This window comes from Pseudomonas sp. ADAK2 (genome assembly GCF_012935755.1).
In the GTDB taxonomy this organism is placed as follows: domain Bacteria; phylum Pseudomonadota; class Gammaproteobacteria; order Pseudomonadales; family Pseudomonadaceae; genus Aquipseudomonas.
The window spans coordinates 5827538-5852162 of sequence record NZ_CP052862.1; the positions used below are offsets into that span (position 1 = coordinate 5827538).

The window sequence follows — 24625 nt, forward strand, 5'->3', positions numbered from 1 at the left end:
GCGATGCTGTCGGAGCCTCGCGCTCCATCGGCACTTCAAAGAACAAAACAGCAGGTGACGTCATGGCCACACCCCAACATTTGCAACTGCTCGCGCCGCTGTCCGGCGTGCTGATGCCGCTGGACCAGGTGCCCGATCCGGTGTTCGCAAGCCGCGTGATCGGTGACGGTCTGTGCATCGACCCGACTTCACAAACCCTGCTCGCGCCGTTGGCCGGGGTGATCAGCAATGTGCAGGCCAGTGGGCATGCGGTCAGCATCACCGACGACAACGGTGTGCAGGTGTTGATGCACATTGGCCTCGACACCGTGAACCTGGCGGGCAAGGGCTTTACCCGGTTGGTAGAGGAAGGCCAACGCGTCGAAGCGGGACAAGCGCTGATCGAATTCGATGCCGATTACATCGCCTTGCATGCGCGCAGTTTGTTGACCTTGATGCTGGTGGTCAGTGGCGAACCGTTCACCTGGCTGGTGCCCGAAACGGGTCTGGTGGACATCGGTCAGCCGCTGTTGGGGTTGAACACTGCCGGGCAGGCGACGGAAGAAATGGTCGTGGAGGAGGGCGACGCACTGTTCTCCAAACCAGTGACCCTGGCCAACCCGAACGGCTTGCATGCGCGGCCGGCAGCGGTGTTTGCCCAAGCGGCGAAAGGTTTCTCGGCGAGCATTTATCTGCATAAACAGCAGCAGAGCGCCAACGCCAAATCCCTGGTGGCGATCATGGCGTTGCAGACGGCCCACGGTGATGTCCTGCAAGTCAGCGCGGCGGGTGCGGATGCCGAGGCAGCAATCAAGACGTTGGCGGAACTGCTGGTCGCAGGTTGTGGCGAAACGGTGGCGGCGGTTGTGGCGCCGGAAACGGTCTCCAAATTGACGGTGCTGCGCGGGGTTTGCGCATCGGCGGGGTCGGCGTTTGGCCAGGTGGTGCAGATTACCGAGCAGACGCTGGACGTGAGCGAGTTCGGCAAGGGCGCGCAGGCTGAGGGTGCGATTTTGTCTCGGGCATTGCTCGCCGCGCTGGGCGACTTGCAGCAACTGCGCGACAACGCCACCAGCGACGCCCAGGCCGAAATCTTCAAAGCGCATCAGGAATTGCTCGATGACCCTAGCCTGCTGGATCAGGCCGAGACGTTGATCCGCGAAGGTAAAAGCGCCGGGTTCGCCTGGCGAGCGACGACCGAGGCGACGGCGGCCCACTTCAAAAGCCTCGGCAATGCACTACTGGCGGAGCGAGCGGCGGATCTGGCGGATGTCGGCCAACGGGTGCTCAAGCAGATCCTGGGTGTGCAGGACCGTGCGCTGGAGTTGCCGGACGGGGCAATCCTGATCGCCGAACAACTGACACCGTCCCAGACCGCCGGGCTCGATACCCGCAAAGTGCTGGGGTTTGCTACGGTCGGTGGCGGCGCCACCAGCCACGTCGCGATTCTGGCCCGTGCCGCTGGGTTGCCGGCAATCTGCGGGTTACCGGTGCACGTGCTGACGCTGGCCGATGGCACCCAAGTGTTGCTCGATGCCGACAAGGGCGAACTGCACCTGGACCCGGATCTGGCCGCCATCGAACAACTGCAAGCCAATCGTCAGCAACAACAGAAACGCCAGCAACATGAACTGGCCCACGCCTCGCTCGCCGCATGTACCCGCGACGGTCATCACATCGAGGTCACGGCCAATGTCGCCTCACTGGCGGAAACCGAGCAAGCCATGACGTTGGGCGGCGAGGGCGTCGGGCTGTTGCGTTCGGAATTTCTCTATCTGGAGCGCAACCACGCACCGAGCCACGACGAACAGGCCTCCACCTACAGCGCCATCGCCCGCGCCCTGGGGCCGAACCGCAATCTGGTGGTGCGCACCCTGGATGTCGGCGGCGATAAACCGCTGGCCTACGTGCCGATGGACAGCGAAACCAATCCGTTCCTCGGCATGCGCGGGATTCGCTTGTGCCTGGAGCGTCCGCAACTGTTGCGCGATCAGTTCAAGGCGATCCTCAGCAGCGCCGGGTTGGCCCGTTTGCACATCATGCTGCCGATGGTCGCGCAGCTCTCGGAATTGCGTCAGGCCCGGCAACTGCTGGAAGAGGAGGCGCTGGCGCTGGGCCTCACGGAGCTGCCAAAACTGGGGATCATGATCGAAGTGCCGGCAGCGGCATTGATGGCGGATCTGTTTGCGCCCGAAGTGGACTTCTTCTCCATCGGCACCAACGACCTGACCCAATACACCCTGGCCATGGACCGCGATCATCCGCGCCTGGCCAGTCAGGCCGACAGCTTTCATCCGTCGATACTGCGTTTGATCGCCAGCACCGTCAAAGCAGCGCATGCCCACGGTAAATGGGTGGGCGTGTGTGGTGCGCTGGCCTCGGAAACCCTGGCGACCCCGCTGTTGCTGGGGCTTGGGATAGATGAATTGTCGGTGAGTGTGCCGCTGATTCCGGCGGTGAAAGCGGCGGTGCGTGAAGTGGATCTGGTGGACTGCCAGGCCATCGCCCAGCAAGTGCTGGGGCTGGAAAGCGCCGAGCAGGTGCGCGAGGCGTTGCGGCTGTATCACGAGGCCACGGTCGATACTTCACTGGTTCTGGAGAACTGAGCATGTTCGAGAAAATGCAGCGGGCGTTCTGGAAAGCGTTGACCCCGGATCTGGTGGTGGATGAGCCCAAGCAGGTTGTTCAACCGGTAACTGGCCTGGCGACGGATATCGTGGCGGCGTTGGGCGGTGTGGATAACCTCAAGTCGCAGCAGCCTGTGGCGTTGACCCGGGTGCGGGTGGAGTTGCGGGATGTGGGGCGGGTGGACCGGCAGGCGTTGAATGTGGCGGGAGTGCCAGGTTTCATGATGCTGGAAGACGGAGTGGTGCATCTGATCACCGGCCTCCCACAATGATCGTTCCCACGCTCCGCGTGGGAATGCCGCCCGGGACGCTCCGCGTCCCTTCGTTGGCGTGACGCAGAGCGTCACAGGAAGCATTCCCACGCTCCGCGTGGGAACGATCAGCGTGGGAATGATCGGTTACCAGCCAGCCTGCGGCCATCCGCCGCCCCGCCCTTACTGTTTCTCAACCGCAGGTGTATCGTATTCGCCTTTTGCGGGCCCCTGGCCTGCCGCTGATACGTGAGGTAGTTGAGTTCATGTCCTTTACCCGTCGACAAATACTGGGTGGTCTGGCCGGTCTTGTGGTGGTTGGCGTGGGGGCCGGTGGCGCGTCGCGTTACTGGCTGGGCAAGATGGCCGACGCCGACGCGGGCCACGACTATGAGCTGATCGCCGCGCCGCTGGATGTCGAGCTGGTCGCCGGGCACAAGACCGAAGCCTGGGCGTTCGGCCCGTCGGCGCCGGGCACCGAGTTGCGTGTGCGCCAGGGCGAGTGGCTGCGGGTGCGCTTCATCAATCACCTGCCGGTCGCGACCACCATCCACTGGCACGGCATCCGCCTGCCGCTGGAAATGGACGGCGTGCCCTACGTCTCGCAACTTCCGGTGTTGCCGGGCGAATACTTCGACTACAAATTCCGCGTGCCGGACGCCGGCAGCTACTGGTATCACCCGCACGTGAACAGCAGCGAAGAACTCGGTCGTGGCCTGGTCGGCCCGCTGATCATCGAAGAGCGCGAGCCGACCGGTTTCAAATACGAAAAAACCCTGAGCCTGAAGAGCTGGCACGTTGATGAAGAGGGCGCGTTCGTCGCCTTCAGCATTCCCCGTGAAGCGGCGCGTGGTGGCACGGCGGGACGATTGTCGACGATCAATGGCGTGCCGCAAGCGGTGATCGACTTGCCCGCCGGGCAGATCACCCGCGTGCGTTTGCTCAACCTCGACAACACGTTGACTTATCGCCTGAACATCCCCGGCGTCGAAGCGCAGATCTATGCGCTGGATGGCAACCCGATCGAACCGCGGCCATTGGGCAAGGAATACTGGCTCGGCCCGGGCATGCGTATCTGCCTGGCGATCAAGGCCCCACCGGCCGGTGAAGAGCTATCCTTGCGTAACGGTCCTGTACGCGTAGGTACGTTCCGCTCGGTGGCCAATAGCGACGCCGCGACCCAGTGGCCGCCCGCGCTGCCCGCCAACCCGGTGGCGGAGCCGGACCTGGCCAATGCCGAGAAACTCAACTTCAATTTTGAATGGGTCGGCTCGGTGTCGGTCAACGTCGACAACGGCAAGCCGCCGAGCCTGTGGCAGATCAACGGCAAGGCCTGGGACATCACCGACAAGACCTGCGCCGACCGCCCGATTGCCAAGCTTGAAAAGGGCAAAAGCTACATTTTCGAATTGAAGAACATGACTCAATACCAGCACCCGATTCACCTGCACGGCATGAGTTTCAAGGTGATTGCCTCGAACCGGCACAAGGTCATCCCGTACTTCACCGACACCTACTTGCTGGGCAAGAACGAGCGCGCGCAGGTGGCATTGGTGGCGGATAACCCGGGGATCTGGATGTTCCACTGCCATGTGATTGATCACATGGAAACCGGCCTGATGGCCGCTATCGAGGTGGCGTGATGCGCCAGATTCGTCCCGCGGCGATCATCGACCGCAGCCGCGACCAGGACTTCATGCGCGAAGCCCTGGCCCTCGCCGCCCAGGGCGCCGCCCTCGGTGAAGTGCCGGTGGGCGCGGTGCTGGTGCAGGACGGGGAAATCATCGGTCGCGGCTTCAACTGCCCGATCAGCGGCAACGACCCCAGCGCCCATGCCGAAATGGTCGCGATCCGCGCCGCCGCCACCGCCGCCAGCAACTATCGCCTGCCCGGCAGCACCCTCTACGTGACCCTGGAGCCGTGCAGCATGTGCGCCGGCCTGATCGTGCATTCGCGGATCGCGCGGGTGGTGTACGGCGCCCTGGAGCCCAAGGCCGGGATTGTGCAGAGTCAGGGGCAGTTCTTCACCCAGGGCTTCTTGAATCACCGGGTGTTGTTTGAAGGCGGGGTGTTGGCAGAGGAGTGTGGGACGGTGCTCAGCGAGTTCTTCAAGGCCCGTCGGGCAACCCGTTAAATGATCGTTCCCACGCTCTGCGTGGGAATGCATCCTGTGACGCTCTGCGTCACGCTTGCGAAGGGACGCGGAGCGTCCCGGGCGGCATTCCCACGCGGAGCGTGGGAACGATCAAAGCGGAGTTTATTTGCGGGCGACGATCACCGCCCGCATCGGCGCCGGCAACCCTTCAATCGTCTTGCTGTGATCTTCGGGATCCAGGAAATCGCTCAACGACTGATACTTCATCCACTCCGTCCCGCGCTGTTCCTCAACGGTGGTCACGCTGACATCCACGCACCGTACATCGCTGAACCCGGCCCGACGCAACCACAACTCCAGCGCCGGCACCGACGGCAGGAACCACACGTTACGCATCTGCGCATAACGGTCCTCCGGCACCAGCACTTGCTGCTGATCGCCTTCGATCACCAGCGTCTCCAGCACCAGTTCGCCGCCCTTGACCAGGCAATCCTTCAGCGAAAGCAAATGCTCGATCGGTGAACGGCGGTGGTAGAACACGCCCATGGAAAACACGGTGTCGAAGCCTTCCATGTTCGGCGGCAGGTCTTCGAAGGGGAACGGCAGGTGCCAGGCATTTGGCTCGGACAGGTAACGCTGCACGGCCTGGAACTGGCAGAAGAACAGCCAGTTCGGATCGACACCGATCACACTGTCGGCACCGGCGCCGAGCATGCGCCACATGTAATAACCGTTGCCGCAGCCGACATCAAGGATGCGTTTGCCTTTCAAATCCAGATGCGGCGCAACCCGCGACCATTTCCAGTCCGAGCGCCATTCGGTGTCGACGTGCACGCCGAACAGGTCGAACGGCCCCTTGCGCCACGGCGACAGCCCCATCAGCGCGGTGCGCATCTGCGCACGGGTTTCATCGTCGCAATCGGTGTCCAGAGTCAGACCATTGAGCAAATCCACTTCGCTTGGCTGGATCTTCGGCAACGCGTCCAGCGCACTTTGCCAGCGCTCCAGGTCACCGTGGCCCTTCTCCATTTTCTTATCGAGTTGCGCTTGCAGGGTGTTGGCCCAATCGGCCAGCGGGGTGCCGGCCAGACGGCGGGCGAGGGGGGACAGATCAATCATGGCAAGGCAATCAACGAGGCAAAGTTAAGACACTGGAACCACGGCACGACTTTCGAGAACCCGGCGGCCAACAGGCGTTCGCGGTGTTCTTCGAGGCTGTCGGGCTTCATGACGTTTTCGATGGCGCTGCGCTTCTGGGCGATTTCCAGTTCGCTGTAGCCGTTGGCGCGTTTGAAGGCCACGTGCAGGTCGGTGAGCAGCGCGTGTTCTTCAAGATCGTTGAAGCGCAGCTTCTCCGACAGAATCAGCGCGCCGCCCGGCAACAACGATTGGCGGATGCGCGAGAGCAACGCGGTGCGCTGCTCCGGGGCGATGAATTGCAGGGTGAAGTTCAGCGCCACTACCGAGGCTGGCTGGAATTCGAGGGCCAGGATGTCGCCTTCGATCACTTCCACCGGCAGCAACTCCTGGAACATCGAGTCCTGACCGTTTAGGTATTCGCGGCAACGCTCGACCATCGCGGCGGAGTTATCCACAGCGATCACGCGGCAACCGTCGGTGCGCACATGACGGCGCAAGGCCTGGGTTACCGCGCCGAGGGACGAGCCGAGGTCGTAGAGCACGCTGTTCGGTTGCGCGAACTGCGCGGCGAGCACGCCGAGGTTTTCGACGATGGTCGGATAACCCGGCACCGAGCGCTTGATCATGTCCGGGAACACCCGCACCACGTCCTCGTTAAAGGCGAAGTCAGGTACCTGGGCCAAAGGCTGGGCGAAAAGGCGATCGGGTTCTTTGCTCACGGCGGTTCCAGCAGCTTCGGTTGAAAAGGCCGGCATTTTAGCCAAATTGACCGGGGGATGCGCGGGTTGTCTGATAAACCGTGGCAAAGGTACGTACAAGCCTCTGCCCCGTAAAGATTCAGGGCGATTAGCTCGATAGAAAGTTGTGAAGTTCAGATGAATGGCCAAGTTTCACATCAGGCTTGGCCATTCATTGCTCAGTACTTGACTACACGGGGCGCATTAGTACGATAAAAGTCGATGTGCCCACAACTTTCAGCTCCTCATTACGCTTGTCCACACCTTTGAAATCAAAGCTGATTTGATAATGAAGCTTTTCCGGTGTGTTTTGAATAACTTCTACGTTGAAGGAACCACTTTTAGGTTCATATTCAAAGGATGTAGTGAGTCCAGGAATTGTTCCGGTTTCAAAATAGTAAGCCTGGTCGAAGGGGAAGTCTTGATCGGTAACCGAATATGTGCCGGAGTTGATGTTTTTATCAAATATAAGAACTAGCCCTTTTTTGCTTCTATGCGAGTAGTCTTGGGTATTAGCCCGACTGACCAAGGCGATCAGGTTGCTGTTTGTATCGGCGTCAAATTCAACGATTTGGGTGTTGAAATTTACGCGATTGGAAACTTTAGCCACAGTTTCCGCGCTGACAGTAATAACTGGTTCTACACCAGCAATAGCATTTTTGCTTTTAAAAAAACTCATTATCTTCTTCCTTGCATAATATTCGTGGTGGGGTGAAGCCACTTAAATATTAAGTAGGTGGGAAGAACTCGGCTACTGTCAGATCTGACAGGTTTTTATCACTTTTTGAAATAAGTAAGCGATTCTGCTGTAATGGTTTTTCGTTTAGTTGTTATTGTTATTTGTTTTACTGGTAAACGCTGATGCGGCGATGCCCCACTGTCCCAGCCAGTAGCTGAGGATGATGATGTAAGGCGCAGCATTGAACGGCGAGACGAAACGGTTGATACCAATCACGGTGTCGGAGAGCACGAACGCCACCGCGCCTGCGGCCGCTAGCAGCGCCGAGCGTTTGGGCACGTCAGTGCCGAGTCGAGCCAGCGCCCGCCAAAGCATGGCGCTGATGGCTAGACCGTAGACGATCACCGGGATCAGCAGCGGACCCAGCCCATTGGAAATCAAGATCCCCAACAACACCGCGCCGATGCCCAAAGCGATGATCAGCGGCAACACCGCTACCCGTCGGCAATCACTCAAATAGGCCTTCAGATACGCCAGGTGCGCGACCAAGAACGCCCCGAGCCCGAACACAAACAAGTCCCCGGGCCATGCCAGCAGCACATCGCCGAGTAGGGAAAAAATTAGTCCGAGGCTGATCCAGCGTCGATACTCGGTAGGCGGTGCGTCATGCAACCAACCGAGCAGCGCCAATACCGGCAGCGGTTTGACCAGCAGACAAAGCAACGCCGCATGTACGCTGACGCCGTAGAGGAACGTCACCGCGCCCATCAGCGCCAGGATCAGCCAGCCCACGATCAGTTAACCGAAATCGCGCAATCGAAGGTTTTCACCGCCGGGACTTCCGGCGCCCACGGTTGCGAGTAGGTCAGGCGCAAACGGCCGGTGCCGGTGGCGAAAGACTGGAAACGCCAGGTGGAAATCCCGGCACTGCCGACGATCCCGGCATCTTCCGGGTTGCTGTAGACCTCGGGGCTGAGCGCACGCAGCACGCCACCGGCGGAATCCTGGATCGCCCAGCGATAACCCGTGGTCGGGTTGCTCGGCAGGGTCAGGATCAGGTTTTGCCCCTTGGTCATTTTGGCCGGGCATTCGCTTTGTTTTTCCACGCTCACGTTCTGGTTCTGCTGCGAGGCGCAGCCGGCCAGCAGGGCGAGGGCGAGGGGGACTAACAGGCGGGTGGGGGACATAAGGTCAGTGGCTCCGGCATTCACGACGAACGGCGAGCATAACCGAAGATGAGACAAAGTGTGACAAGGAGGGCTTGCCGTGATCGTTCCTGTGCAGGCTAATCACAGCAACCCTGGATTCAATCAGCTAGGCGTCCAACGTAAAAACGAAGTTTCCTTCTGCCTGGAAGTCTTCGCGGTTACCGATACGGGCCTCAAGGAAGTTCGCGTCGGAAGCATTTCGGAAGTTGCTTAATCACCGTGGAGGGTGAAGTCGCCGCTGATCACGATTGGACTCATTTGGGGTTGGAATACTAAGTTGAATTTCATGTAATACTTTTTTGTCGGCAGGTTGAAGTCGACCTCGTATACCCCGCTAACGGCGTTGATCAGAAACCCATAGTTTTCGCTGTAGGTGAAGTGTGAAATGTTGATTCCTGGCTGAAAAGGGTGCGGGCCGTTGAGTGTGGATTTGGCTATCCTTATGAAAAACTGGGGATGGTAAATAGTGTCGAAATCAGTGGCGGATATTTGAAAATGGGTGCCGTCGTCATATAAGTGGGGGGCACGAACAACAATTATTCCACCCGAAAAATTGGCATTGAACTCATCACGAGCTACCCGCGTGGATGATTTATTATCAGACATTGGCTAATCCTCGAAATGGCGTTCAAGTGGCTTGCAATGGGCAAGCTCTGCTGATTAGTCTGCAGGGAGATAGAAGTGCTGGGACCTGTAATAAATGACAGTTTTTTATATCGTTTTGCTATGCTCCGTTAGTTCTTCCAGTTAAAGAGTCGCTGCCGGAGTGATATCCGGCAGCGATCATTGTTAAAACAATATCTTCGCCACATCCGCAAAGCGCTTGGCAAAGTGCACGGTGATCCCTTCTTTCAGGTAATCCGGCAACTCCTCAAAACTGCCGCGATTCGGCTCTGGCAAGATCAATTCAAAGATCTTCTGCCGCCGCGCCGCAATCACTTTCTCGCGGACCCCGCCAATCGGCAGTACGTGCCCGGTCAACGTTAGTTCGCCGGTCATGGCGATACCTTTTTTCGGCGCCTGGTTACGAGCGAGGGAGAGCAAGGCACTGGCCATGGTTACGCCGGCGCTCGGGCCGTCTTTCGGGGTGGCGCCTTCCGGAACGTGGAGGTGGACGAAGGCTTCGTCGAAGAACTTCGGATCACCGCCAAACGATTTCAGGTTGGAGCTGACGTAGCTGTAGGCGATTTCCGCCGACTCTTTCATCACATCGCCCAATTGCCCGGTGAGTTTGAAGCCACGGTTGAGGGTGTGGATGCGCGTCGCTTCAATCGGCAGGGTCGCGCCGCCCATGCTGGTCCAGGCCAGCCCGGTGATCACGCCGGTGCCGGACAGCACTTGTTCGTTGCGGAACACTGGATGACCGAGCGAGGCTTCAAGATCTTTGGGGCCGATCTTGATTACCGCTTTCGGCTCGTCGATCAGCTTGACCACGGCTTTGCGCACCAGTTTGCCCAGTTCTTTTTCCAAGTGGCGCACCCCGGCTTCGCGGGCATAGCCGTCGATCAATGCTTTCAACGCGCTGTCGCTGATGCTCAGGCTGCCTTTGGAAACGCCGGCCTTTTCCAACTGCTTCGGCCACAGGTGACGCTTGGCGATGGCGATTTTTTCTTCGGTGATGTAGCCCGACAGGCGAATCACTTCCATCCGGTCGAGCAACGGGCCGGGGATCGAGTCCAGGGTGTTGGCGGTGCAGACGAACAGCACTTTCGACAGGTCCAGGCGCAGGTCCAGGTAGTGGTCGAGGAATTCGACGTTCTGTTCCGGGTCGAGGGTTTCCAGCAGCGCCGAGGCCGGGTCGCCCTGGTAGCTCTGGCCCATCTTGTCGATCTCGTCGAGCATGATCACCGGGTTCATCACTTCGACGTCTTTCAACGCCTGCACCAGTTTGCCCGGCTGTGCGCCGATGTAGGTGCGGCGATGGCCCTTGATCTCGGCCTCGTCGCGCATGCCACCGAGGCTGAAACGGTAGAACGGCCGGCCGAGGGATTCAGCGATGGATTTGCCGACGCTGGTTTTGCCCACGCCTGGCGGGCCGACCAACAGCACGATGGAACCACTGATCTCGCCTTTATAGGCTCCGACCGCGAGGAATTCGAGGATGCGGTCCTTGATGTCATCGAGGCCGGCATGGTGTTTGTCCAGCACCTTGCGCGCGTGCTTGAGGTCGAGTTTGTCCTCGCCGTACACGCCCCACGGCACCGAGGTTGCCCAGTCGAGGTAGTTGCGGGTGACCGCGTACTCCGGCGAACCGGTCTCGAGGATCGACAGCTTGTTCATTTCTTCTTCGACGCGTTTTTGCGCCTGGGGCGGCAGGACCTTGCCTTCCAGGCGTTGCTCGAACTGCTCGATGTCGGCGCTGCGATCATCCTTGGTCAGGCCCAGCTCTTGCTGGATGACCTTGAGTTGTTCCTTGAGGAAGAACTCGCGCTGATGCTCGCCGATCTTGCGGTTCACTTCGGCGGAGATTTCTTTTTGCAGACGGGCGACTTCGACTTCCTTGCGCAGCATCGGCAGGACTTTTTCCATGCGCTTGAGCATCGGCACGCAGTCGAGCACTTCTTGCAGTTCACCACCAGTGGCCGAAGTCAGGGCGGCGGCGAAGTCGGTCAGCGGTGATGGATCGTTGGGGCTGAAGCGGTTGAGGTAGTTCTTCAACTCTTCGCTGTACAGCGGGTTGAGCGGCAACAATTCCTTGATCGCATTGATCAGCGCCATGCCGTAAGCCTTGACCTCGTCGGTCGGCTCGGTGGGCTGGTGCGGGTATTCAACTTCCACCAGGTATGGCGGGCGATGGTGCTTGAGCCAGGTTTTGATTCGCACCCGGGTCAGGCCCTGAGCGACGAACTGCAATTTGCCGTTTTCACGACTGGCGTGGTGCACCTTGACCAGGGTGCCGTACTGCGGCAGTGCATCGGTATTGAAATGGCGCGGATCTTCCTGGGGTGTGTCCATGTAGAACAGGGCCAGGGAGTGGTGATCGGATTTGCTCACCAGGTCCAGTGTTTCGGCCCACGGTTCTTCGTTGACGATCACCGGCAGCACTTGGGCCGGGAAGAACGGGCGATTGTGGATCGGGATGATGTAGACCTTGTCCGGCAGGTTCTGACCCGGCAGGGCAAGGCCTTTGCCGGTGGAATGGTGTTCGATGTGGTCGGTTTCGGCGTATTCGCTCGGGTCTTCCGGGAATTCTTGCTGGTCGCTCATGGGGCACCTGCGCAATGGGGTATGGGTCTTAGATGGGGCAGGTGGGGGGTGGTTTCAATGGCAGTGGATATTTCAGGGTGTGTGTTCAGGGTTTTGACAGGTGATGGAGCCCTGAACATTTCGGCCGAGCGATCAAAAGTAGAAAAACAGGCCGGTGGCTTTGCGGCGAGCCAGGCTGGTCAACTGCTGGAGGCGTGCCTTGAGGTCTGCCGGCAGGGCTGACTGCTCCAACAGGGTCTGAACCCTTTTAAGCGCGGTGACGCCCTGGATGCTGGCGTCTTCATGGTCATCGATCAAGCAGCCCAGAACCTTGTTGAGGCGCTGGATCAGGCCGCAGTCCCACAGATGCTGGTAGTGCTCGGCGCTCAACGTCCACGTTTCGAGGTCACCCGACAGGCTTTGATCAAAGTCCAGGCGCCGCAAGGCTGCCAGACTTAACGGGACGACAATTTGCTTCGTCGGGCTATCCATGGAGGTCTTCCCGGTCGAGCCATGCGTGCAGCTCGCGTTGTGCTTCGGTCAGGCGTGTGGTGAGTTCTGCCAGGGTTTTCGCCCGCCCCGTCCACTGCGGCTGACCCCAATCCCGATCCTTGATCACCACCACCTGAAAGGCGCCATCCTCATCGAACTCGGGATACCAGCCGACATCCAGCAGCAGGTGCTCGCCGTATTCGACTTGCAGCAGGTCTTCCTTGAGCGAGTCGATCTGGCTGGCGAGGGGCTGGTCGGACAAGAGCGACAGGTCGTCGAAAGTTATTTTGCCGGTGAGCAGGCTCAGGTCGAGCGAGGGGGGAGGCCGGTTCATGCCTGGAATTTCTCCTTGAGTGCGCAGCAATTCAACAGGACATTGTCCCGGTCATGACGACCGATCTTGCCTGATTTGGCCTGGGCATCCCAGCCCCGATCAGCAGACCCGCAGGCACAAAAAAGGGCGGCTACCGAAGGTAACCGCCCTGTTTTTAACTGCCGCTGACGCTTATTCCGGCAGTTTGTAAGCAATCACATAGTCGCCCATCTTGGTGCCCAGCGAGCCGTGGCCGCCAACGACGAGCAATACGTATTGTTTGCCGTCCTTGCCGGTGTAGGTCATTGGGGTGGCTTGGCCGCCGGCCGGCAGGCGCGACTTCCACAGTTCCTTGCCGCTATTGACGTCATAGGCGCGCAGGTACTGGTCGAGGGTGCCGCTGAGGAAGCCGACGCCGCCCGCGGTGACGATCGAGCCGCCCATGCTTGGCACGCCGATCGGCAAGCCGATAGGCAGTGGCGAGCTGTCGCGGCTGGTGCCGTTTTTGCGCTTCCACACCACTTTGTTGGTGGTCAGGTCGATACCGGCGACATAGCCCCAGGCCGGGGCCTGGCACGGTACACCGAACGGCGACATGAACGGGTGCATGGTCACGGCGTACGGCGCGCCAGCGTTAGGCTGGATGCCAGCGGTTTCGCTTTCGCGCTTGCTGTCCGCCGCCACTTCAGCGCGGGGGATCATTTTCGAGACGAACGCCATGTAGTTCGGGCTGGTGAACAGCATCTGGCGAACCGGGTCGACCGACACGCTGCCCCAGTTGAACACACCTACGTTACCCGGGTAGACCAGGCTGCCCTGCAACGACGGCGGGGTGTACTGGCCTTCGTAACGCAGTTCCTTGAACTGGATGCGGCACAGCATCTGGTCGAACGGGCTGGCGCCCCACATGGCTTTTTCGGTCAGTTCCGGAGCCAGCAGGTTGAGGTCCGAACGGGCCTGGGTCGGGGCAGTGTGGTCGCCCTTGACCGCGCCTTGCGGCACCGGAATTTCACGAATCGGCACAATCGGCGTGCCGTCGCGACGGTCGAGCACATACAGGCTGCCCTGTTTGGTCGGCGCGATCAGCGCCGGCTTCACGCCGTCGGCGGTTTTCAGGTCCAGCAGGGTTGGCTGGCTGCCGACGTCCATGTCCCACAGGTCATGGTGAGTGAACTGGTAGTTCCAGCGCACCTTGCCGGTGGCCAGGTCCAGAGCCACCAGGCCGGCGCTGAATTTCTCGGCGCCCGGCATGCGGTCGCCACCGTACTGGTCAGGCATCTGGTTGCCCAAAGGCAGGTAGACCATGCCCAGTTTCTCGTCGACGCTGGCCAGCGACCACATGTTCGGCGAGTTGCGGGTGTAGGTCTTGCCCGGGGCCAAAGGCTCGGTAGCGTCCGGGTTGCCGCTGTCCCAGTTCCAGACCAGGTGACCGTCGTGCACATCGTAAGCGCGGATCACGCCGGAAGGCTCGTTGGTCGATTCGTTGTCGGTGACGTGACCGCCCATGATCACCAGATCGCGGGTCATCGCGGCCGGTGACGTGGCGTAGTAACCACCGGCGGTGAACGGACCGATACCCTGGGTCAGGTCAACGACGCCGTTAGTGCCGAAGCCTTCGCAGACCTTGCCAGTGTCGGCGTTGATCGCGATCAGGCGCGCATCGGCGGTCGGCAGGTACAGACGACGCGGGCAGGCCTGGGCAACGGCTTTACCCGCATCGGAGATGACGGCGGCCGAGGCATTTTCAGCCTTGGCGTAGGCGTTCTCGTCGTAGTACGAAACACCGCGGCAGGTCATGTGGGCGAAGCCCTTGAAGCCTACCGGGCTCTTGATCTGCGGGTCGAAGCGCCACAGTTCCTTGCCGGTGTCCGGGTCCAGCGCCAACACTTTGCTGTGGGCGGTGCAGGCATAGAGCATGCCGTTGACCTTCAGCGGGGTGTTTTCGTTGGTCAGTTCTACCGGGTCATCGGCAGTCGGCAGGTCGCCGGTCTGGATACGCCAGGCTTCCTGCAACTTGCCGACGTTGGCCGGAGTGATCTGCTTCAGCGGCGAGTAACGGTCACCGAATTCGGTGCGGCCATAGGCCTGCCAGTCGCCGTCCGGCATGGCCGGGGCAGTGCTGGTCAGGTCCGTGGTGTCACGGCCCAACTCGCCCAGGATTTCACCCGGATTCGTGAACTGACTGGCCACGGCGGTGGCGCCCGCCAGAACCACGGCCACGCTCAGCGCCGCAGTGCCCAGCGGTGCGGCGCCATCGCGCAGCAACGGACGGCGGAACCACGGCAACAGCAGGACCACACCCAGCGCAAACCACAGCGACAAGCGCGGCACCAGTTGCCACCAATCGAGACCGATTTCCCACAACGCCCAGACGGTACTGGCGAACAGCACCAGTGCGTACAGGCCCAGCGCCGCGCGACGGGCGGCAATCAACAGCACGCCGGTCAGTGCAAAGCCGATACCGGCCAGCAGGTAATACAGCGAGCCGCCGAGCATGCTCAGCTTGATCCCCCCGGCCAGCATGGCCAGGCCCATTAGCAGAAGCAGGATACCGAGCAGGCTCGGTAGCAGACGGCTTCGACTCAAAGCACCATCAGTGCTCATAGTGTGGTTCTCCGTGACGTTTTAAGTAGTCCCGCGCAAGTTCACTGTAGATGACGATCTGGCGTGGGCATGGTTCAGTTATAAAAGTGAAACTGTCCCTGTAGGAGCGAGGCTTGCCCGCGAAGGCGTCGGCACATCCAACACATATGTCGACTGACACTCCGCCTTCGCGGGCAAGCCTTGCTCCTGCAAGGGCTATGCGGTGCGGTTAGAACGATGACTGGATCTTGATCCCGCCAATCAGCGCGTCATCGACCTTGTCCACGCCACCGGGGTGGCGGATGTATTGCAGGTTCGGGCGCACGGTCAGCCAGTTGGTGACGTGCACGCCGTAATAGAGTTCGGCGCTGTATTCGGTGTCTTGCGGCGGCAGGAACGATGGATCGTCGTAGTCATAAACGGCGCGGGCCTGGTTGGTCGCCTCGGCGTTCTTGCGATAGGCCGGGTTGACGTGGACGCGAGCCAGGGCGAAACCGATGTCGTCCTTGGCCCGGGCATCGAACAAGCCTTTGTAGACGACGCCTGCCTGGACATAGTTGTCGATGGCGTTGGTCTTCTTGTCGTGCATCGTGCCATTGGCAAACACGCTCAAGCCCCGGGAATTATCGCTGGCACGGCTGGTGATCTGCTGTTGCACACCGAGCCACACGCCGTGCTTGCTCGACGCGCTGCGATACGCCTCGCCGCTCAAAGCAGCGGGCTGGCCATTGCTGTCTTTATAGGCGTCGGTGGCCTTGGCATTGCTGTAGTAGTAACCGGCGCGGTATTCGCCCGGCAGGCCGTTGAGCTTCGGCGTCCACACCAGTTCAATCGGCAGGATCGCGCCCTGGGTGCCGCTGCCGCTGAGCTTGAAGCCATTGCCGCGATCAAGGTTCGACGGGTTCTGCTCGTAGGCGCCGACCTGTGCGTACAACTCCGGCGTCAGGTGATACTTGACCCGCATCGCCCACTGGCTGACCGGCCAGTTGTACCAGATGCCACCGACCCAGTTACCGACCTGAGAGCCGCAGAACGCCAGGTTCTGGAAGTCGCACGGGAAGCTGTTGAAATCTTCGCCTTCGCCAAAGCGGCCGACCTTGATGTCGAGCTTCTGGTCAAAGAATTTCTGCTGGTACCACATCTGCGTCAGGCGCCAGGTCTGGCCGCGCCCCCAGACTTCCTGGGCCGAGGTGAAACCGCCGACCCGTGGATCATTGATCCGGTCGTTGCTGATGTTGTTGCCGTTGCGTTCGGTGATGGTCAGCTGAAATTCGGCATCGTCCCAACCGAGGATCTTCTGCAGATCCAGGTGCGTGCCGAGGCCGAACTGATCGCTGTAGCGCGCCGTGCGATCGTGGTCATAGCCGCCGTGCAGGTTGCTGCCCATCTCGCCGGTGTAATCGACTTTGAAGTCGTAGCCTTTTTCCGCAAGTTCGGTGCGCGTGCCGTTCCAGTCGCCGAGCATCCACGGCGATTCGCTATCGAAGGCCGGGGCCGCGTGTACGCAGGTGGCGAGGCCGAAGGCGCTGAGGCCGCCGATCAGATTCAGGGCTTTTCGCTGGGCCATAGGGATGCAGACAGCGCTGTCTCGCGGAGTTGGAAAGTCGGGCATAAAGTAGAAATTCTTGATCTTTTTCTGGGGGTGAACTGAACGCAACGAGGTGGAACGGGCAGTGAAGCGTTTCAGCTTAAGGGCGGCAGGATAAAGATCTGTAACAAAGAGAGAAAGCGCTTTTACTGACATGGATCATTTCGGATTTGGTAACAGTCGTCTGCGACCCGTTGCCACAGGAGATTAATCGGCAAACCAATGCACAACCTGTAGGAGCAAACCTTGCTCGCGATGACGGTCTGTCAGTCGCGAAGATACCGACTGGAAAACCGTCATCGCGAGCAAGCTTTGCTCCTACAGATGGTTGTCTGTGGCCTACAGTTAACTGAGTCCTTCCCCCCATCGAAGCCCTCGGCTAAGGTGCGCGGCTTCTTTATTCTTTCTTCGCGCAAAGGCCCGGCATGACCGAACAGAACACCAATCCGCTGCACGGCGTGACTCTGGAACAGATCCTCAACGCCCTGGTTGAACACTACGAATGGTCGGGGCTGGCCGAGCGTATCGATATTCGCTGCTTCAAGAGCGATCCGAGCATCAAGTCGAGCCTGACCTTCCTGCGTAAAACCCCGTGGGCGCGGGAGAAGGTCGAGCGCCTGTACGTCAAGTTGATGCGCACCAAGCGCCCGGTCTGACCATGCTCAACCTCTCGACGCCGGGGGCTGCCGCGAGGCGTCGTTGTGTTGCCGTGGCTGCGGTGCTGGGCTGGTTCGCCCTGAGTGTTCAGCTGTACCTGATTCTCGGCACACGCTGGAGCATGGGCGCCAGCCTGCTGGGTGGGCTGATGAGTTTCTTCAGTTTTTTTACCGTGTTGACCAATACCCTGGTGGCCGTGGTGCTGACCTGCGAGCTGACATCGCGGGAGTCGGCGGCGCGCCGCTGGTTTTTACGGCCATCGGTCAGCAGCGCGATTGCCGTGAGCATCGCCGTGGTCGGCCTCGCATACAGCCTGTTGTTGCGCCATCTGTGGCATCCCGAAGGCTGGCAACTGCTCGCCGATGAGTTGCTGCACGACATCATGCCGCTGCTGTTTCTGGTGTATTGGTGGTACTGCGTACCCAAAGGCACGCTGCGCCTGGGGCACATCGCCTTGTGGGTGATTTATCCACTGGTGTATTTCGCGTATGTACTGCTGCGCGGGCATCTGCTCGCGGCCTACCCGTATCCATTCATTGATGTGAGCACGCTGGGTTATCCACAGGTGTTTCTCAATGCCGGGGGGATATTGCTGGGGTTTGTTGCGATGGCGCTGTTGATCGTGGGATTGGATCGCTGGCGCTCAACTCGAAGGTGAGCCAACTGTGGCGAGGGGGCTTGCCCCCGTTGCGCCGCGAAGCGGCGCCAAAACCTGCAATCGAATTTTATCTGGCATATTGCGTTTGTTGATTCTGCGACTGCTTCGCAGTCGAACGGGGGCAAGCCCCCTCGCCACAAAATATCGATCACTCTTCGATGCTGCCATCCGCCCGCCAGTAACCCACCGCTTTGACCAGCTGCTCATCCAGCCCATGCTCATCGAGCAACACCCGGCGTATCTGCCGCGACACTTTGGTCTCGGTCGCCACCCACGCATACAGATTGCCACTGGGCACTTGCAGCTCTTTCACGGTGTTCAGCAGATTGTTCTTCCCGCCTTCGCGCAAGACCCAGATCACATTGACCTGCGCGGGGCTTTCCAACTTCTGTTGCTCTGCGCCGTTCTCCACCTCGATGACCACCAGCGCCCGGCGGTTGGCCGCCAAGCCTTCCAGGCGTCGGGCGATGGCGGGCAGGGCGGTTTCGTCGCCGATCAGCAGGTAGCTGTCGAAGATGTCCGGCACGATCATCGAACCCCGTGGCCCGCCGATGTGCAGGAATTGCCCGGGCTGGGCCTGCTCGGCCCAGGTCGAGGCAGGGCCGTCGCCGTGCAGGACGAAATCGATGTCCAGTTCCAGGGTGTCCAGGTCATAGCGCCGCGGCGTGTAGTCGCGCATGGCCGGCATCGGCTGATCGGTTTTGCCGGCGCCGAGTACCAGGGTTTCCAGCGCTGCCGTTTCCGCCGCGTTCTGTGGGAACAGCAGCTTTACATGGTCGTCCGTGCCAAGGCTGACGAAGCCCGCCAGTTCCGGCCCGCCGAGGGTAATTCGACGCATGCGCGGGGTCAGGTCGACCACCCGCAACACTTCCAGGCGCCGGCGTTTGATCTCGTGCATGACACGGTGAATGGTCTGGTTTTCAAAAACGACATTCATTCGGCGTTCTCCTGGGCAGCTTGAACGGCGGGGCCGTCGACGATGGCTTTGGCGGTGTTGTTGAGCAGGGCGGCGACGCGGATGATTTCCTCCGCACTCCAGCGCCCGTGATGCAGTTGCAGGGCATGCCGCAGGTTGTGCACCGCTTCATGGATTTCCGCCGGGCGATCGTGACCGCGCAGCGAGCGTTTGCTGACGTCGATGCGCATCCGCACGCCTTCCAGGGCAATCGCCTGGTCGCCCAGGGACAGGCGCCCGGCATCGGTCACGCGGTAGCGTTTTTTCCCGCCCTCGGTATCGCCCTCGATCATTTCGCTTTCTTCGAGAAAGGTCAGGGTCGGGTAGATCACCCCGGGGCTGGGGCTGTAGGCGCCATCGAACATGCCTTCGATCTGGCGAATCAAGTCATAGCCGTGGCACGGCTGTTCGGCGATCAACGCCAGCAACAGCAATTTCAAATCACCGGGAGCGAAGACCCGTGGGCCACGGCCACCGCGTTCGCGGCCAGGGCGTTTCTCGAAGCCGTCGCGGCCGTCACCGTGTTCGCGGTGGGAATGATGGTCTCTCATTTTCTGCTTTCTCTTGTCGTGTTTAGATACAACTTAAGATATATCTTAACGACGATGCAAGGCCTTTCGACCAACGGTGCAAGACATCGCTCGGCAGCGAGTGGGATTTTTTCCCGGGAAAATGTCTGATTATTCTGTGCCGCGTGGGCGGTCAGAAAAAGTGAAACCTTGTATATATCCGCGCAGTCAGGTTTAGTGCTAATTCTCTAAAGCAGTGTTTTCGTCTATTGTTTATTGAGGCTGTCATGCACTTCTTACAGTCGATGTTTCTGTATGGAAAAACCAACTAATCTGTTTGTAGTCTGGTTCTTACGGTCACTCTTCTCTTTTTTCAATTTTTGGCGTTTTTTCGCTGTGTTAAATGCCCTCCGAACTACATGTTCACCGGACATGTCCTGCTTACTTCATATTTCAATTGGTTGATCATGCCCCGGCGTTGAACGTTCAAGTTGATCACTTGTTCGTACCTTTAATGATCTTCTCTATTGAAATAACAGGGACTTAACCATGTTCAAGAAGTTTGCAATCCTCGCCCCTCTGGCTGTTCTGGTTTTCGGTTCGACTGCTGCACTGGCCAAGGATGACGCCAGCACCACCATCAACATCAAGGCTGACATTCCACCGAAGCAGTTCCATGCCCAGCCGCGGGATCCGAACTTCGGTCGGGACGAGACCATGATCTACAACAATGTGAGTGGTGAGCTGAGCATCCTGCGCCAGGTCTACGACCTGAAAAACACCGACGGCTCGATCGACGCCTACATCGAAGGCGGCACCGCTGCGTTGTACAACGGCTCGACAGCCATCCCGCTGACCATCGCCATCGGCGGCGTGGTACTGGGCGCCACGCCAAAAGAAGTCGCCGCCGACGCGCCATCCAATCCTGGCATGCAGGCCGATATGGTGATCACCGCCGCCAAACCGACAGATGGCCAGGTCGGCCTGTTCACCGGCAACCCGGTGGTGATGTTCGACGCCGTGCCGCGTACGGTCGCGCGCTGAAGGGCAACCCTTCTGTTCGTTGACTGACACGCCCCGATCGGCCCGTTTAACTGACTGGCCGACCGGGTTTCAACGTATTTACTGTCCGCCTTCAGAGTATCCGGTCCATGTTCCCGATGACGCCCATCGCGGCAGCGCTTGCCTTGCTGTTTTGTTCAGCAGCCTTGGCCGCGCCCACTAACGGTAATTATATGCCGCGCTCTTTGATCGCTCAGGCCAAGGGGTTACCGGCCGAGTTCGAAGAGCACTTCTTTGATGTTCCGCTGGCGGTTCGAATTGAACGTGATCAACAGTTTCTCGGTGAGGCGATGGTGGTGTTATCCCGTGATGACCGCATTACCTTACTTGAAGTAACCGATGTTCGTGACAGCGATGTAAAAGCCGCTGAGCGCGAGGCATTGGTGACGTATCTCAAACAAGGCGCGCCACTGGGAGCCTGCACTAACAGTTGCCCGGAAAACCTGTTGGCCGTGCATTACAACCTTGAAAATTCCCTGGTCTCGCTGGTCACCGAAAACGCTGAACGCGAAGACCAGCCCCAGGCGTATTACGAGCAGCCACCCGGAGGCAGCACCGGTCTGATCGTGCGCAATCAACTGAACCTCAACGGCGGCCAGGATCAAGACCTCGGCGGCCGGTTCGGCCTGGAGGCCAGCAGCAGCCTCGGCAACTGGACCCAGAGCGTCAACCTGCAATTGGCCCGGCTCGGTGGGCCGGACGATCAGCTCTACCACGCGGTTCACGAGCTCTACACCCAACGTGAGCTGGAAGGCCAGTTTCTGCGCCTGGGTTATTTCATGCCCAACTCCGAAGGCCTGAGTCGCCAGCCCCGTTCGTTCGGTGCGAGCCCGGACACGGCGGTCGGCGTGATGTACGGCAGCTCCGACAGCCTGGCGATCAACAACCCCAAGCCCAGCGTGTATCCGATCTACGTCACCGCCAACCGCCTCGGCTCGGTGGAGATCTATCGCAATGGCCTGCTGATCAACACACAACCGGTGCCCGCCGGGTTGCAAACCCTCGATACCCGGCCGCTGCCCGGCGGCATCTATGAGGTCGAAGTGCGCTTGATCGAGGACGGTCAGATCACCTCAACCACGCAGGAGTTGGTCTACAAACCCAACAATTGGCGCAATCACGACGAGCGCTGGCGCTACAACCTGTTTGCCGGGCGCGAGAGCAAGTTGCTGAGCAACTGGGACGAACAGGCCGAGGGCGACATGACCGCCGGCGCCGCGCTCAATTACCTGCTGCACCCACGGGTGGTGCTGGGCTTGTCCGGGCGTCAGGTGCGGGATCAATTGCAGTACGGCACGTCCGTCGACTGGACCGTGGCCAACAACGCCAGCCTGTTCGCCAACGTCTATCAGACTGAGGACCACGGCACCGGCCTCGATTTCCAGGGGCTCTACAGCTATGGCCTGGGCAATGTGGTCGTCAGCCACAATCGCAGCTGGCTCGACACCCGCAACACCTACGAAACCCTGCCCGACGGTACGCGAATTCGCCAGCGCAATGTGTTCACCGGCCAGACCAGCAATTCGTCGCTGTCCCTGACCCATCGCCTGAACAACCGCACCTCGCTCAATGGCCGCGTGTCCCACAGCGAGGGCAATGTCGAAGGCGTCGGCCTCGACCTGGGCTGGACCCAGCGCGGCAATCTGTTTGGCAGCGATGCCAATTGGCGCTTCACCGTGTTCGACCGGCCGGGCAGCACCAGCAGCGGCGACAAGCGCAATCGCGGCGTCGACCTGAGCGTGAGCCTGGCCCTTGGCGGTCCGGGCGAGCAAATCTCCGGCAGCATCGGCTCGCGCACTTCACGCGATGGCGGGCGCGACAACAACGCCTCGCTGACCTATCGCAAAGACTTGCAGGACTTTGTGCTGCAAAGCGTCTCGGCCACCGCGATCACCGACACCTACGGCCTCGGTGTGTCGGGCACCGCGAACTTCATGACCGACACCGTACTCGGCGACGCCTTCGCCCAGCGCTCGTCCTTCAGCGGCGACGTCACCGGCGGCTTGAACCTGGACAGTACCTTCGCCGTCGGCGGGCAGAAAATGGTCCTGACCAGTCAGTACCAGGGCCGGGGCGCCGGGATGATCATCGATGTGGAATCCGACGTGGACGCCATCGCCCTGCGCGCTGACGACCTCAGCGGCGGCAGCACTGCACTGCGTGCGGGGCGCAACTTTGTGCCAATCACTGCCTACAAGAGCGGCTCGGTGAGTTTCGATTTCGAAGGCAACCACGTACCCGCCGCGAGCATTCAACCAGCGCGCATGAGTTATCACCTGAACAAGGGCGGCGTGGCGTATCGCAAGGTCCAGGTGATGAAAACCGTGACCGTGCTCGGGCGCCTGCTCGATCCCCAGGGCGAGCCGCTCAAGGGCCATCACATCATCAACCACGCCAGCCGTGGGGTGAGCGAGGTCGACGGCTTCTTCTCCATGGAAATGAACGCCGGTTCACCGACCCTGCAAGTGCGCCGTGGCGATCAGTTGCTGTGCCAGTTCCGCCTCGACCCGAGCAAGGCCCGGCTTGAGCAGGATGTGTTGATGATCGGTGAGCTGCGCTGCACGCCTGACACCCTGGCCGACACCACTATTACCTCTCACACGGCAGGTTGAGCCCTTTGGGAACACGGAACCATGCACATGAAAAAACAAATGATTAAAGCGTGTTGTAGGGTTGCCGTTGCATTGCTGTGGCTAGTCACGCTTTGCGCTGCTGCCGCCACGCAAGAGATTACGGCGGTGTTCAAACCTGACCCGAGCAATCCGCTGCTGAACAAATTCGTCAATACCACACCTCAAAGCGGGGTGTGTCCGGGGCACATGCCGGCTCGATGCGAGGCCCTTGGGATTTTCAGCATTCGTACATGGGATATCAATTTCACGTCCAATACGCCGCTGGTACTTAATCATGTTGGGCCAGGGCCTGTAGATGTGCGTAAAGGAGTGATGTTCAAAGTCCCTTCCGAGTGGCGCAGCTTGGAAGTGGTTTCCGACAAAGGCGAGCGGGAAACGGTTCAGGTACGAATAGCCGGGATTGGCAATCGCTTTGATGTTACCCGTCCCGGAACCATCCATTCATGGTCGCCTAGAACCTTTGTCTACGCACCGGCGCCTTGTTTGACGACTGGGATGGGGACCGGCACCAGCCAATATTTACTGTGGTTCTGGGTTGTGCCTGAAGGGGCTGGGACCTGCAGCCTGACTCACGTTGTCGAAGTGCCGGAGCTCAGGTATGTCAACTTCGAATACGCCTATGAACTGAGAACGCCCAATCCTTTGGGCATGTCCACCGGGCATTACACCGGATCGATCACTTACACGGTTGGGCCGCATCAGGATTTTGACTTCGGCGACATCATGATTCCCAACGACAGCCTCTTGACCTTTAACTTCAACCTGGACGTGCAACACACCCTCAAGGTCGAAGTGCCCCCCGGCGGTAATCGGGTCGAATTGGTCCCGCAAGGTGGCTGGCAGGCCTGGCTGCAACGTAATCGGCGTCCGGAGCGATTGTTCCGCGACCAGACCTTCAATATCTCAGTCTCCAGCCGCTTCAAGATGCAGCTCGACTGCCAGTACGGCGATGGCGGCAACGAGTGCCTGGTGCGCGAGCCGGAGTCCGGCGGGGCGGTGCCGTTGAACATCAGTGTGACCTTGCCCAGCGGCTTGACCGATGCCGCCGGCCAGCCCGTCAGCCGCCGCCCGTTGCTGCGTGATGGCAGTGGCACCGAACTGTTCCAGCCGGGGCATTACGTTGACCGCAAACCCGGTGTGCTGCACTTCGAAATTGCCCGGGAAAAAGTCGAAGAGATGCTCACCGGCGTGGGCAAGACCTATTCGGGCAACGTCACGGTTATCTGGAGTTCGGAAATTTGATCATGGCTGCCGGAAGGTTTCCGGGCAGCGT

At 60.0% G+C, this 24625-nt stretch carries 23 protein-coding genes; 10 read left to right on the forward strand and 13 right to left on the reverse strand.

The annotated features are described in order from the left end of the window. The first annotated feature begins 62 nt into the window (after nucleotides 1-62). The 4 genes from ptsP (at nucleotide 63) to tadA (ending at nucleotide 4991) form a co-directional block, all read left to right on the forward strand. Nucleotides 63-2585: a phosphoenolpyruvate--protein phosphotransferase gene (gene ptsP / locus HKK52_RS26845; protein ID WP_169373253.1), complete on the forward strand. Its 2523-nt coding sequence runs from the start codon at nucleotides 63-65 to the stop codon at nucleotides 2583-2585. Nucleotides 2586-2587: 2 nt separating this feature from the next. Next, nucleotides 2588-2878, forward strand: a complete 291-nt coding sequence (locus tag HKK52_RS26850) for a PTS transporter subunit EIIB (RefSeq protein ID WP_169373254.1) — start codon at nucleotides 2588-2590, stop codon at nucleotides 2876-2878. A gap of 245 nt (nucleotides 2879-3123) precedes the next feature. Beyond that, a complete protein-coding gene (locus tag HKK52_RS26855; protein ID WP_169373255.1) occupies nucleotides 3124-4500 on the forward strand; it encodes a multicopper oxidase family protein in 1377 nt (458 codons plus the stop codon). Next, complete coding sequence (gene tadA, locus HKK52_RS26860; protein ID WP_169373256.1) at nucleotides 4500-4991, forward strand: tRNA adenosine(34) deaminase TadA; 492 nt, start codon at nucleotides 4500-4502, stop codon at nucleotides 4989-4991. The genes HKK52_RS26855 and tadA overlap by 1 nt, the downstream gene beginning before the upstream one ends. 123 nt (nucleotides 4992-5114) lie before the next feature. On the opposite strand, the gene cmoB is transcribed toward tadA, so the two are convergent. The 5 genes from cmoB to HKK52_RS26885 form a co-directional block, all read right to left on the reverse strand. Beyond that, nucleotides 5115-6071: a tRNA 5-methoxyuridine(34)/uridine 5-oxyacetic acid(34) synthase CmoB gene (gene cmoB / locus HKK52_RS26865; RefSeq protein WP_169373257.1), complete on the reverse strand. Its 957-nt coding sequence runs from the start codon at nucleotides 6069-6071 to the stop codon at nucleotides 5115-5117. After that, complete coding sequence (gene cmoA / locus HKK52_RS26870; protein ID WP_178117466.1) at nucleotides 6068-6847, reverse strand: carboxy-S-adenosyl-L-methionine synthase CmoA; 780 nt, start codon at nucleotides 6845-6847, stop codon at nucleotides 6068-6070. Before cmoA ends, cmoB begins: the two co-directional genes overlap by 4 nt. 172 nt (nucleotides 6848-7019) lie before the next feature. Beyond that, a complete protein-coding gene (locus HKK52_RS26875) occupies nucleotides 7020-7508 on the reverse strand; it encodes a hypothetical protein (RefSeq protein WP_169373258.1) in 489 nt (162 codons plus the stop codon). 144 nt (nucleotides 7509-7652) lie between these two features. Beyond that, nucleotides 7653-8300: a lysoplasmalogenase gene (locus HKK52_RS26880; protein ID WP_169373259.1), complete on the reverse strand. Its 648-nt coding sequence runs from the start codon at nucleotides 8298-8300 to the stop codon at nucleotides 7653-7655. Between the two features lie 2 nt (nucleotides 8301-8302). After that, nucleotides 8303-8695: a protease inhibitor I42 family protein gene (locus tag HKK52_RS26885; RefSeq protein WP_169373260.1), complete on the reverse strand. Its 393-nt coding sequence runs from the start codon at nucleotides 8693-8695 to the stop codon at nucleotides 8303-8305. 79 nt (nucleotides 8696-8774) lie between these two features. Between HKK52_RS26885 and HKK52_RS26890 the strand changes: the two genes are divergently transcribed. Further along, a complete protein-coding gene (locus HKK52_RS26890; protein ID WP_169373261.1) occupies nucleotides 8775-8930 on the forward strand; it encodes a hypothetical protein in 156 nt (51 codons plus the stop codon). Here HKK52_RS26890 and HKK52_RS26895 read toward each other — a convergent pair. The 6 genes from HKK52_RS26895 to HKK52_RS26920 form a co-directional block, all read right to left on the reverse strand. After that, nucleotides 8927-9322 carry a hypothetical protein gene (locus HKK52_RS26895; RefSeq protein ID WP_169373262.1) on the reverse strand — a complete coding sequence of 132 codons (396 nt, stop codon included), beginning with the start codon at nucleotides 9320-9322 and terminating at the stop codon, nucleotides 8927-8929. The two genes, HKK52_RS26890 and HKK52_RS26895, sit on opposite strands and share 4 nt — an antisense overlap. 183 nt (nucleotides 9323-9505) lie before the next feature. Beyond that, nucleotides 9506-11923, reverse strand: a complete 2418-nt coding sequence (gene lon, locus HKK52_RS26900; protein ID WP_169373263.1) for an endopeptidase La — start codon at nucleotides 11921-11923, stop codon at nucleotides 9506-9508. A gap of 132 nt (nucleotides 11924-12055) precedes the next feature. Then, complete coding sequence (locus HKK52_RS26905; RefSeq protein ID WP_169373264.1) at nucleotides 12056-12394, reverse strand: hypothetical protein; 339 nt, start codon at nucleotides 12392-12394, stop codon at nucleotides 12056-12058. Further along, entirely contained in the window at nucleotides 12387-12728 is a 342-nt protein-coding gene (locus tag HKK52_RS26910; RefSeq protein ID WP_178117467.1) for a hypothetical protein, read from the reverse strand. The genes HKK52_RS26905 and HKK52_RS26910 overlap by 8 nt, the downstream gene beginning before the upstream one ends. A gap of 171 nt (nucleotides 12729-12899) precedes the next feature. Then, a complete protein-coding gene (locus tag HKK52_RS26915) occupies nucleotides 12900-15311 on the reverse strand; it encodes a glucose/quinate/shikimate family membrane-bound PQQ-dependent dehydrogenase (RefSeq protein ID WP_169373265.1) in 2412 nt (803 codons plus the stop codon). Nucleotides 15312-15519: 208 nt separating this feature from the next. Beyond that, entirely contained in the window at nucleotides 15520-16902 is a 1383-nt protein-coding gene (locus HKK52_RS26920; protein WP_169373266.1) for a carbohydrate porin, read from the reverse strand. Nucleotides 16903-17303: 401 nt separating this feature from the next. On the opposite strand from HKK52_RS26920, the gene HKK52_RS26925 reads away from it, so the two are divergent. After that, a complete protein-coding gene (locus HKK52_RS26925; RefSeq protein ID WP_007941719.1) occupies nucleotides 17304-17534 on the forward strand; it encodes a VF530 family DNA-binding protein in 231 nt (76 codons plus the stop codon). Between the two features lie 2 nt (nucleotides 17535-17536). Beyond that, nucleotides 17537-18193 carry a Pr6Pr family membrane protein gene (locus HKK52_RS26930; RefSeq protein ID WP_169373267.1) on the forward strand — a complete coding sequence of 219 codons (657 nt, stop codon included), beginning with the start codon at nucleotides 17537-17539 and terminating at the stop codon, nucleotides 18191-18193. Nucleotides 18194-18341: 148 nt separating this feature from the next. Here HKK52_RS26930 and HKK52_RS26935 read toward each other — a convergent pair whose 3' ends face one another. Continuing rightward, nucleotides 18342-19130 carry a siderophore-interacting protein gene (locus HKK52_RS26935; protein ID WP_169373268.1) on the reverse strand — a complete coding sequence of 263 codons (789 nt, stop codon included), beginning with the start codon at nucleotides 19128-19130 and terminating at the stop codon, nucleotides 18342-18344. Further along, complete coding sequence (locus tag HKK52_RS26940) at nucleotides 19127-19699, reverse strand: PadR family transcriptional regulator (RefSeq protein ID WP_169373269.1); 573 nt, start codon at nucleotides 19697-19699, stop codon at nucleotides 19127-19129. The genes HKK52_RS26935 and HKK52_RS26940 overlap by 4 nt, the downstream gene beginning before the upstream one ends. 507 nt (nucleotides 19700-20206) lie before the next feature. Between HKK52_RS26940 and HKK52_RS26945 the strand changes: the two genes are divergently transcribed. The 3 genes from HKK52_RS26945 to HKK52_RS26955 all read left to right on the forward strand — a co-directional run bounded on the left by HKK52_RS26945 (nucleotide 20207) and on the right by HKK52_RS26955 (nucleotide 24594). After that, nucleotides 20207-20701: a CS1 type fimbrial major subunit gene (locus HKK52_RS26945; protein ID WP_169373270.1), complete on the forward strand. Its 495-nt coding sequence runs from the start codon at nucleotides 20207-20209 to the stop codon at nucleotides 20699-20701. A gap of 107 nt (nucleotides 20702-20808) precedes the next feature. Then, on the forward strand, nucleotides 20809-23331 hold the full coding sequence (locus HKK52_RS26950) for a CS1-pili formation C-terminal domain-containing protein (RefSeq protein ID WP_169373271.1): 2523 nt from the start codon (nucleotides 20809-20811) through the stop codon (nucleotides 23329-23331). A 27-nt stretch (nucleotides 23332-23358) separates the two neighbouring features. Then, a complete protein-coding gene (locus HKK52_RS26955; protein ID WP_237150612.1) occupies nucleotides 23359-24594 on the forward strand; it encodes a hypothetical protein in 1236 nt (411 codons plus the stop codon). Nucleotides 24595-24625 lie beyond the last annotated feature (31 nt).

Bases quoted from the DNA above. Each gene is read 5' to 3' on its own strand.
- HKK52_RS26935 (WP_169373268.1), bottom strand. From the start codon at position 19,130: ATGAATGTCGTTTTTGAAAACCAGACCATTCACCGTGTCATGCACGAG.
- HKK52_RS26910 (WP_178117467.1), bottom strand. From the start codon at position 12,728: ATGAACCGGCCTCCCCCCTCGCTCGACCTGAGCCTGCTCACCGGCAAA.
- cmoB (WP_169373257.1), bottom strand. From the start codon at position 6,071: ATGATTGATCTGTCCCCCCTCGCCCGCCGTCTGGCCGGCACCCCGCTG.
- HKK52_RS26925 (WP_007941719.1), top strand. From the start codon at position 17,304: ATGACCGAACAGAACACCAATCCGCTGCACGGCGTGACTCTGGAACAG.
- HKK52_RS26920 (WP_169373266.1), bottom strand. From the start codon at position 16,902: ATGCCCGACTTTCCAACTCCGCGAGACAGCGCTGTCTGCATCCCTATG.
- HKK52_RS26895 (WP_169373262.1), bottom strand. From the start codon at position 9,322: ATGTCTGATAATAAATCATCCACGCGGGTAGCTCGTGATGAGTTCAAT.
- HKK52_RS26875 (WP_169373258.1), bottom strand. From the start codon at position 7,508: ATGAGTTTTTTTAAAAGCAAAAATGCTATTGCTGGTGTAGAACCAGTT.
- lon (WP_169373263.1), bottom strand. From the start codon at position 11,923: ATGAGCGACCAGCAAGAATTCCCGGAAGACCCGAGCGAATACGCCGAA.
- tadA (WP_169373256.1), top strand. From the start codon at position 4,500: ATGCGCCAGATTCGTCCCGCGGCGATCATCGACCGCAGCCGCGACCAG.
- HKK52_RS26850 (WP_169373254.1), top strand. From the start codon at position 2,588: ATGTTCGAGAAAATGCAGCGGGCGTTCTGGAAAGCGTTGACCCCGGAT.
- HKK52_RS26915 (WP_169373265.1), bottom strand. From the start codon at position 15,311: ATGAGCACTGATGGTGCTTTGAGTCGAAGCCGTCTGCTACCGAGCCTG.
- HKK52_RS26885 (WP_169373260.1), bottom strand. From the start codon at position 8,695: ATGTCCCCCACCCGCCTGTTAGTCCCCCTCGCCCTCGCCCTGCTGGCC.
- HKK52_RS26945 (WP_169373270.1), top strand. From the start codon at position 20,207: ATGTTCAAGAAGTTTGCAATCCTCGCCCCTCTGGCTGTTCTGGTTTTC.
- cmoA (WP_178117466.1), bottom strand. From the start codon at position 6,847: ATGCCGGCCTTTTCAACCGAAGCTGCTGGAACCGCCGTGAGCAAAGAA.
- HKK52_RS26930 (WP_169373267.1), top strand. From the start codon at position 17,537: ATGCTCAACCTCTCGACGCCGGGGGCTGCCGCGAGGCGTCGTTGTGTT.
- HKK52_RS26955 (WP_237150612.1), top strand. From the start codon at position 23,359: ATGAAAAAACAAATGATTAAAGCGTGTTGTAGGGTTGCCGTTGCATTG.
- HKK52_RS26950 (WP_169373271.1), top strand. From the start codon at position 20,809: ATGTTCCCGATGACGCCCATCGCGGCAGCGCTTGCCTTGCTGTTTTGT.
- HKK52_RS26940 (WP_169373269.1), bottom strand. From the start codon at position 19,699: ATGAGAGACCATCATTCCCACCGCGAACACGGTGACGGCCGCGACGGC.
- ptsP (WP_169373253.1), top strand. From the start codon at position 63: ATGGCCACACCCCAACATTTGCAACTGCTCGCGCCGCTGTCCGGCGTG.
- HKK52_RS26905 (WP_169373264.1), bottom strand. From the start codon at position 12,394: ATGGATAGCCCGACGAAGCAAATTGTCGTCCCGTTAAGTCTGGCAGCC.
- HKK52_RS26855 (WP_169373255.1), top strand. From the start codon at position 3,124: ATGTCCTTTACCCGTCGACAAATACTGGGTGGTCTGGCCGGTCTTGTG.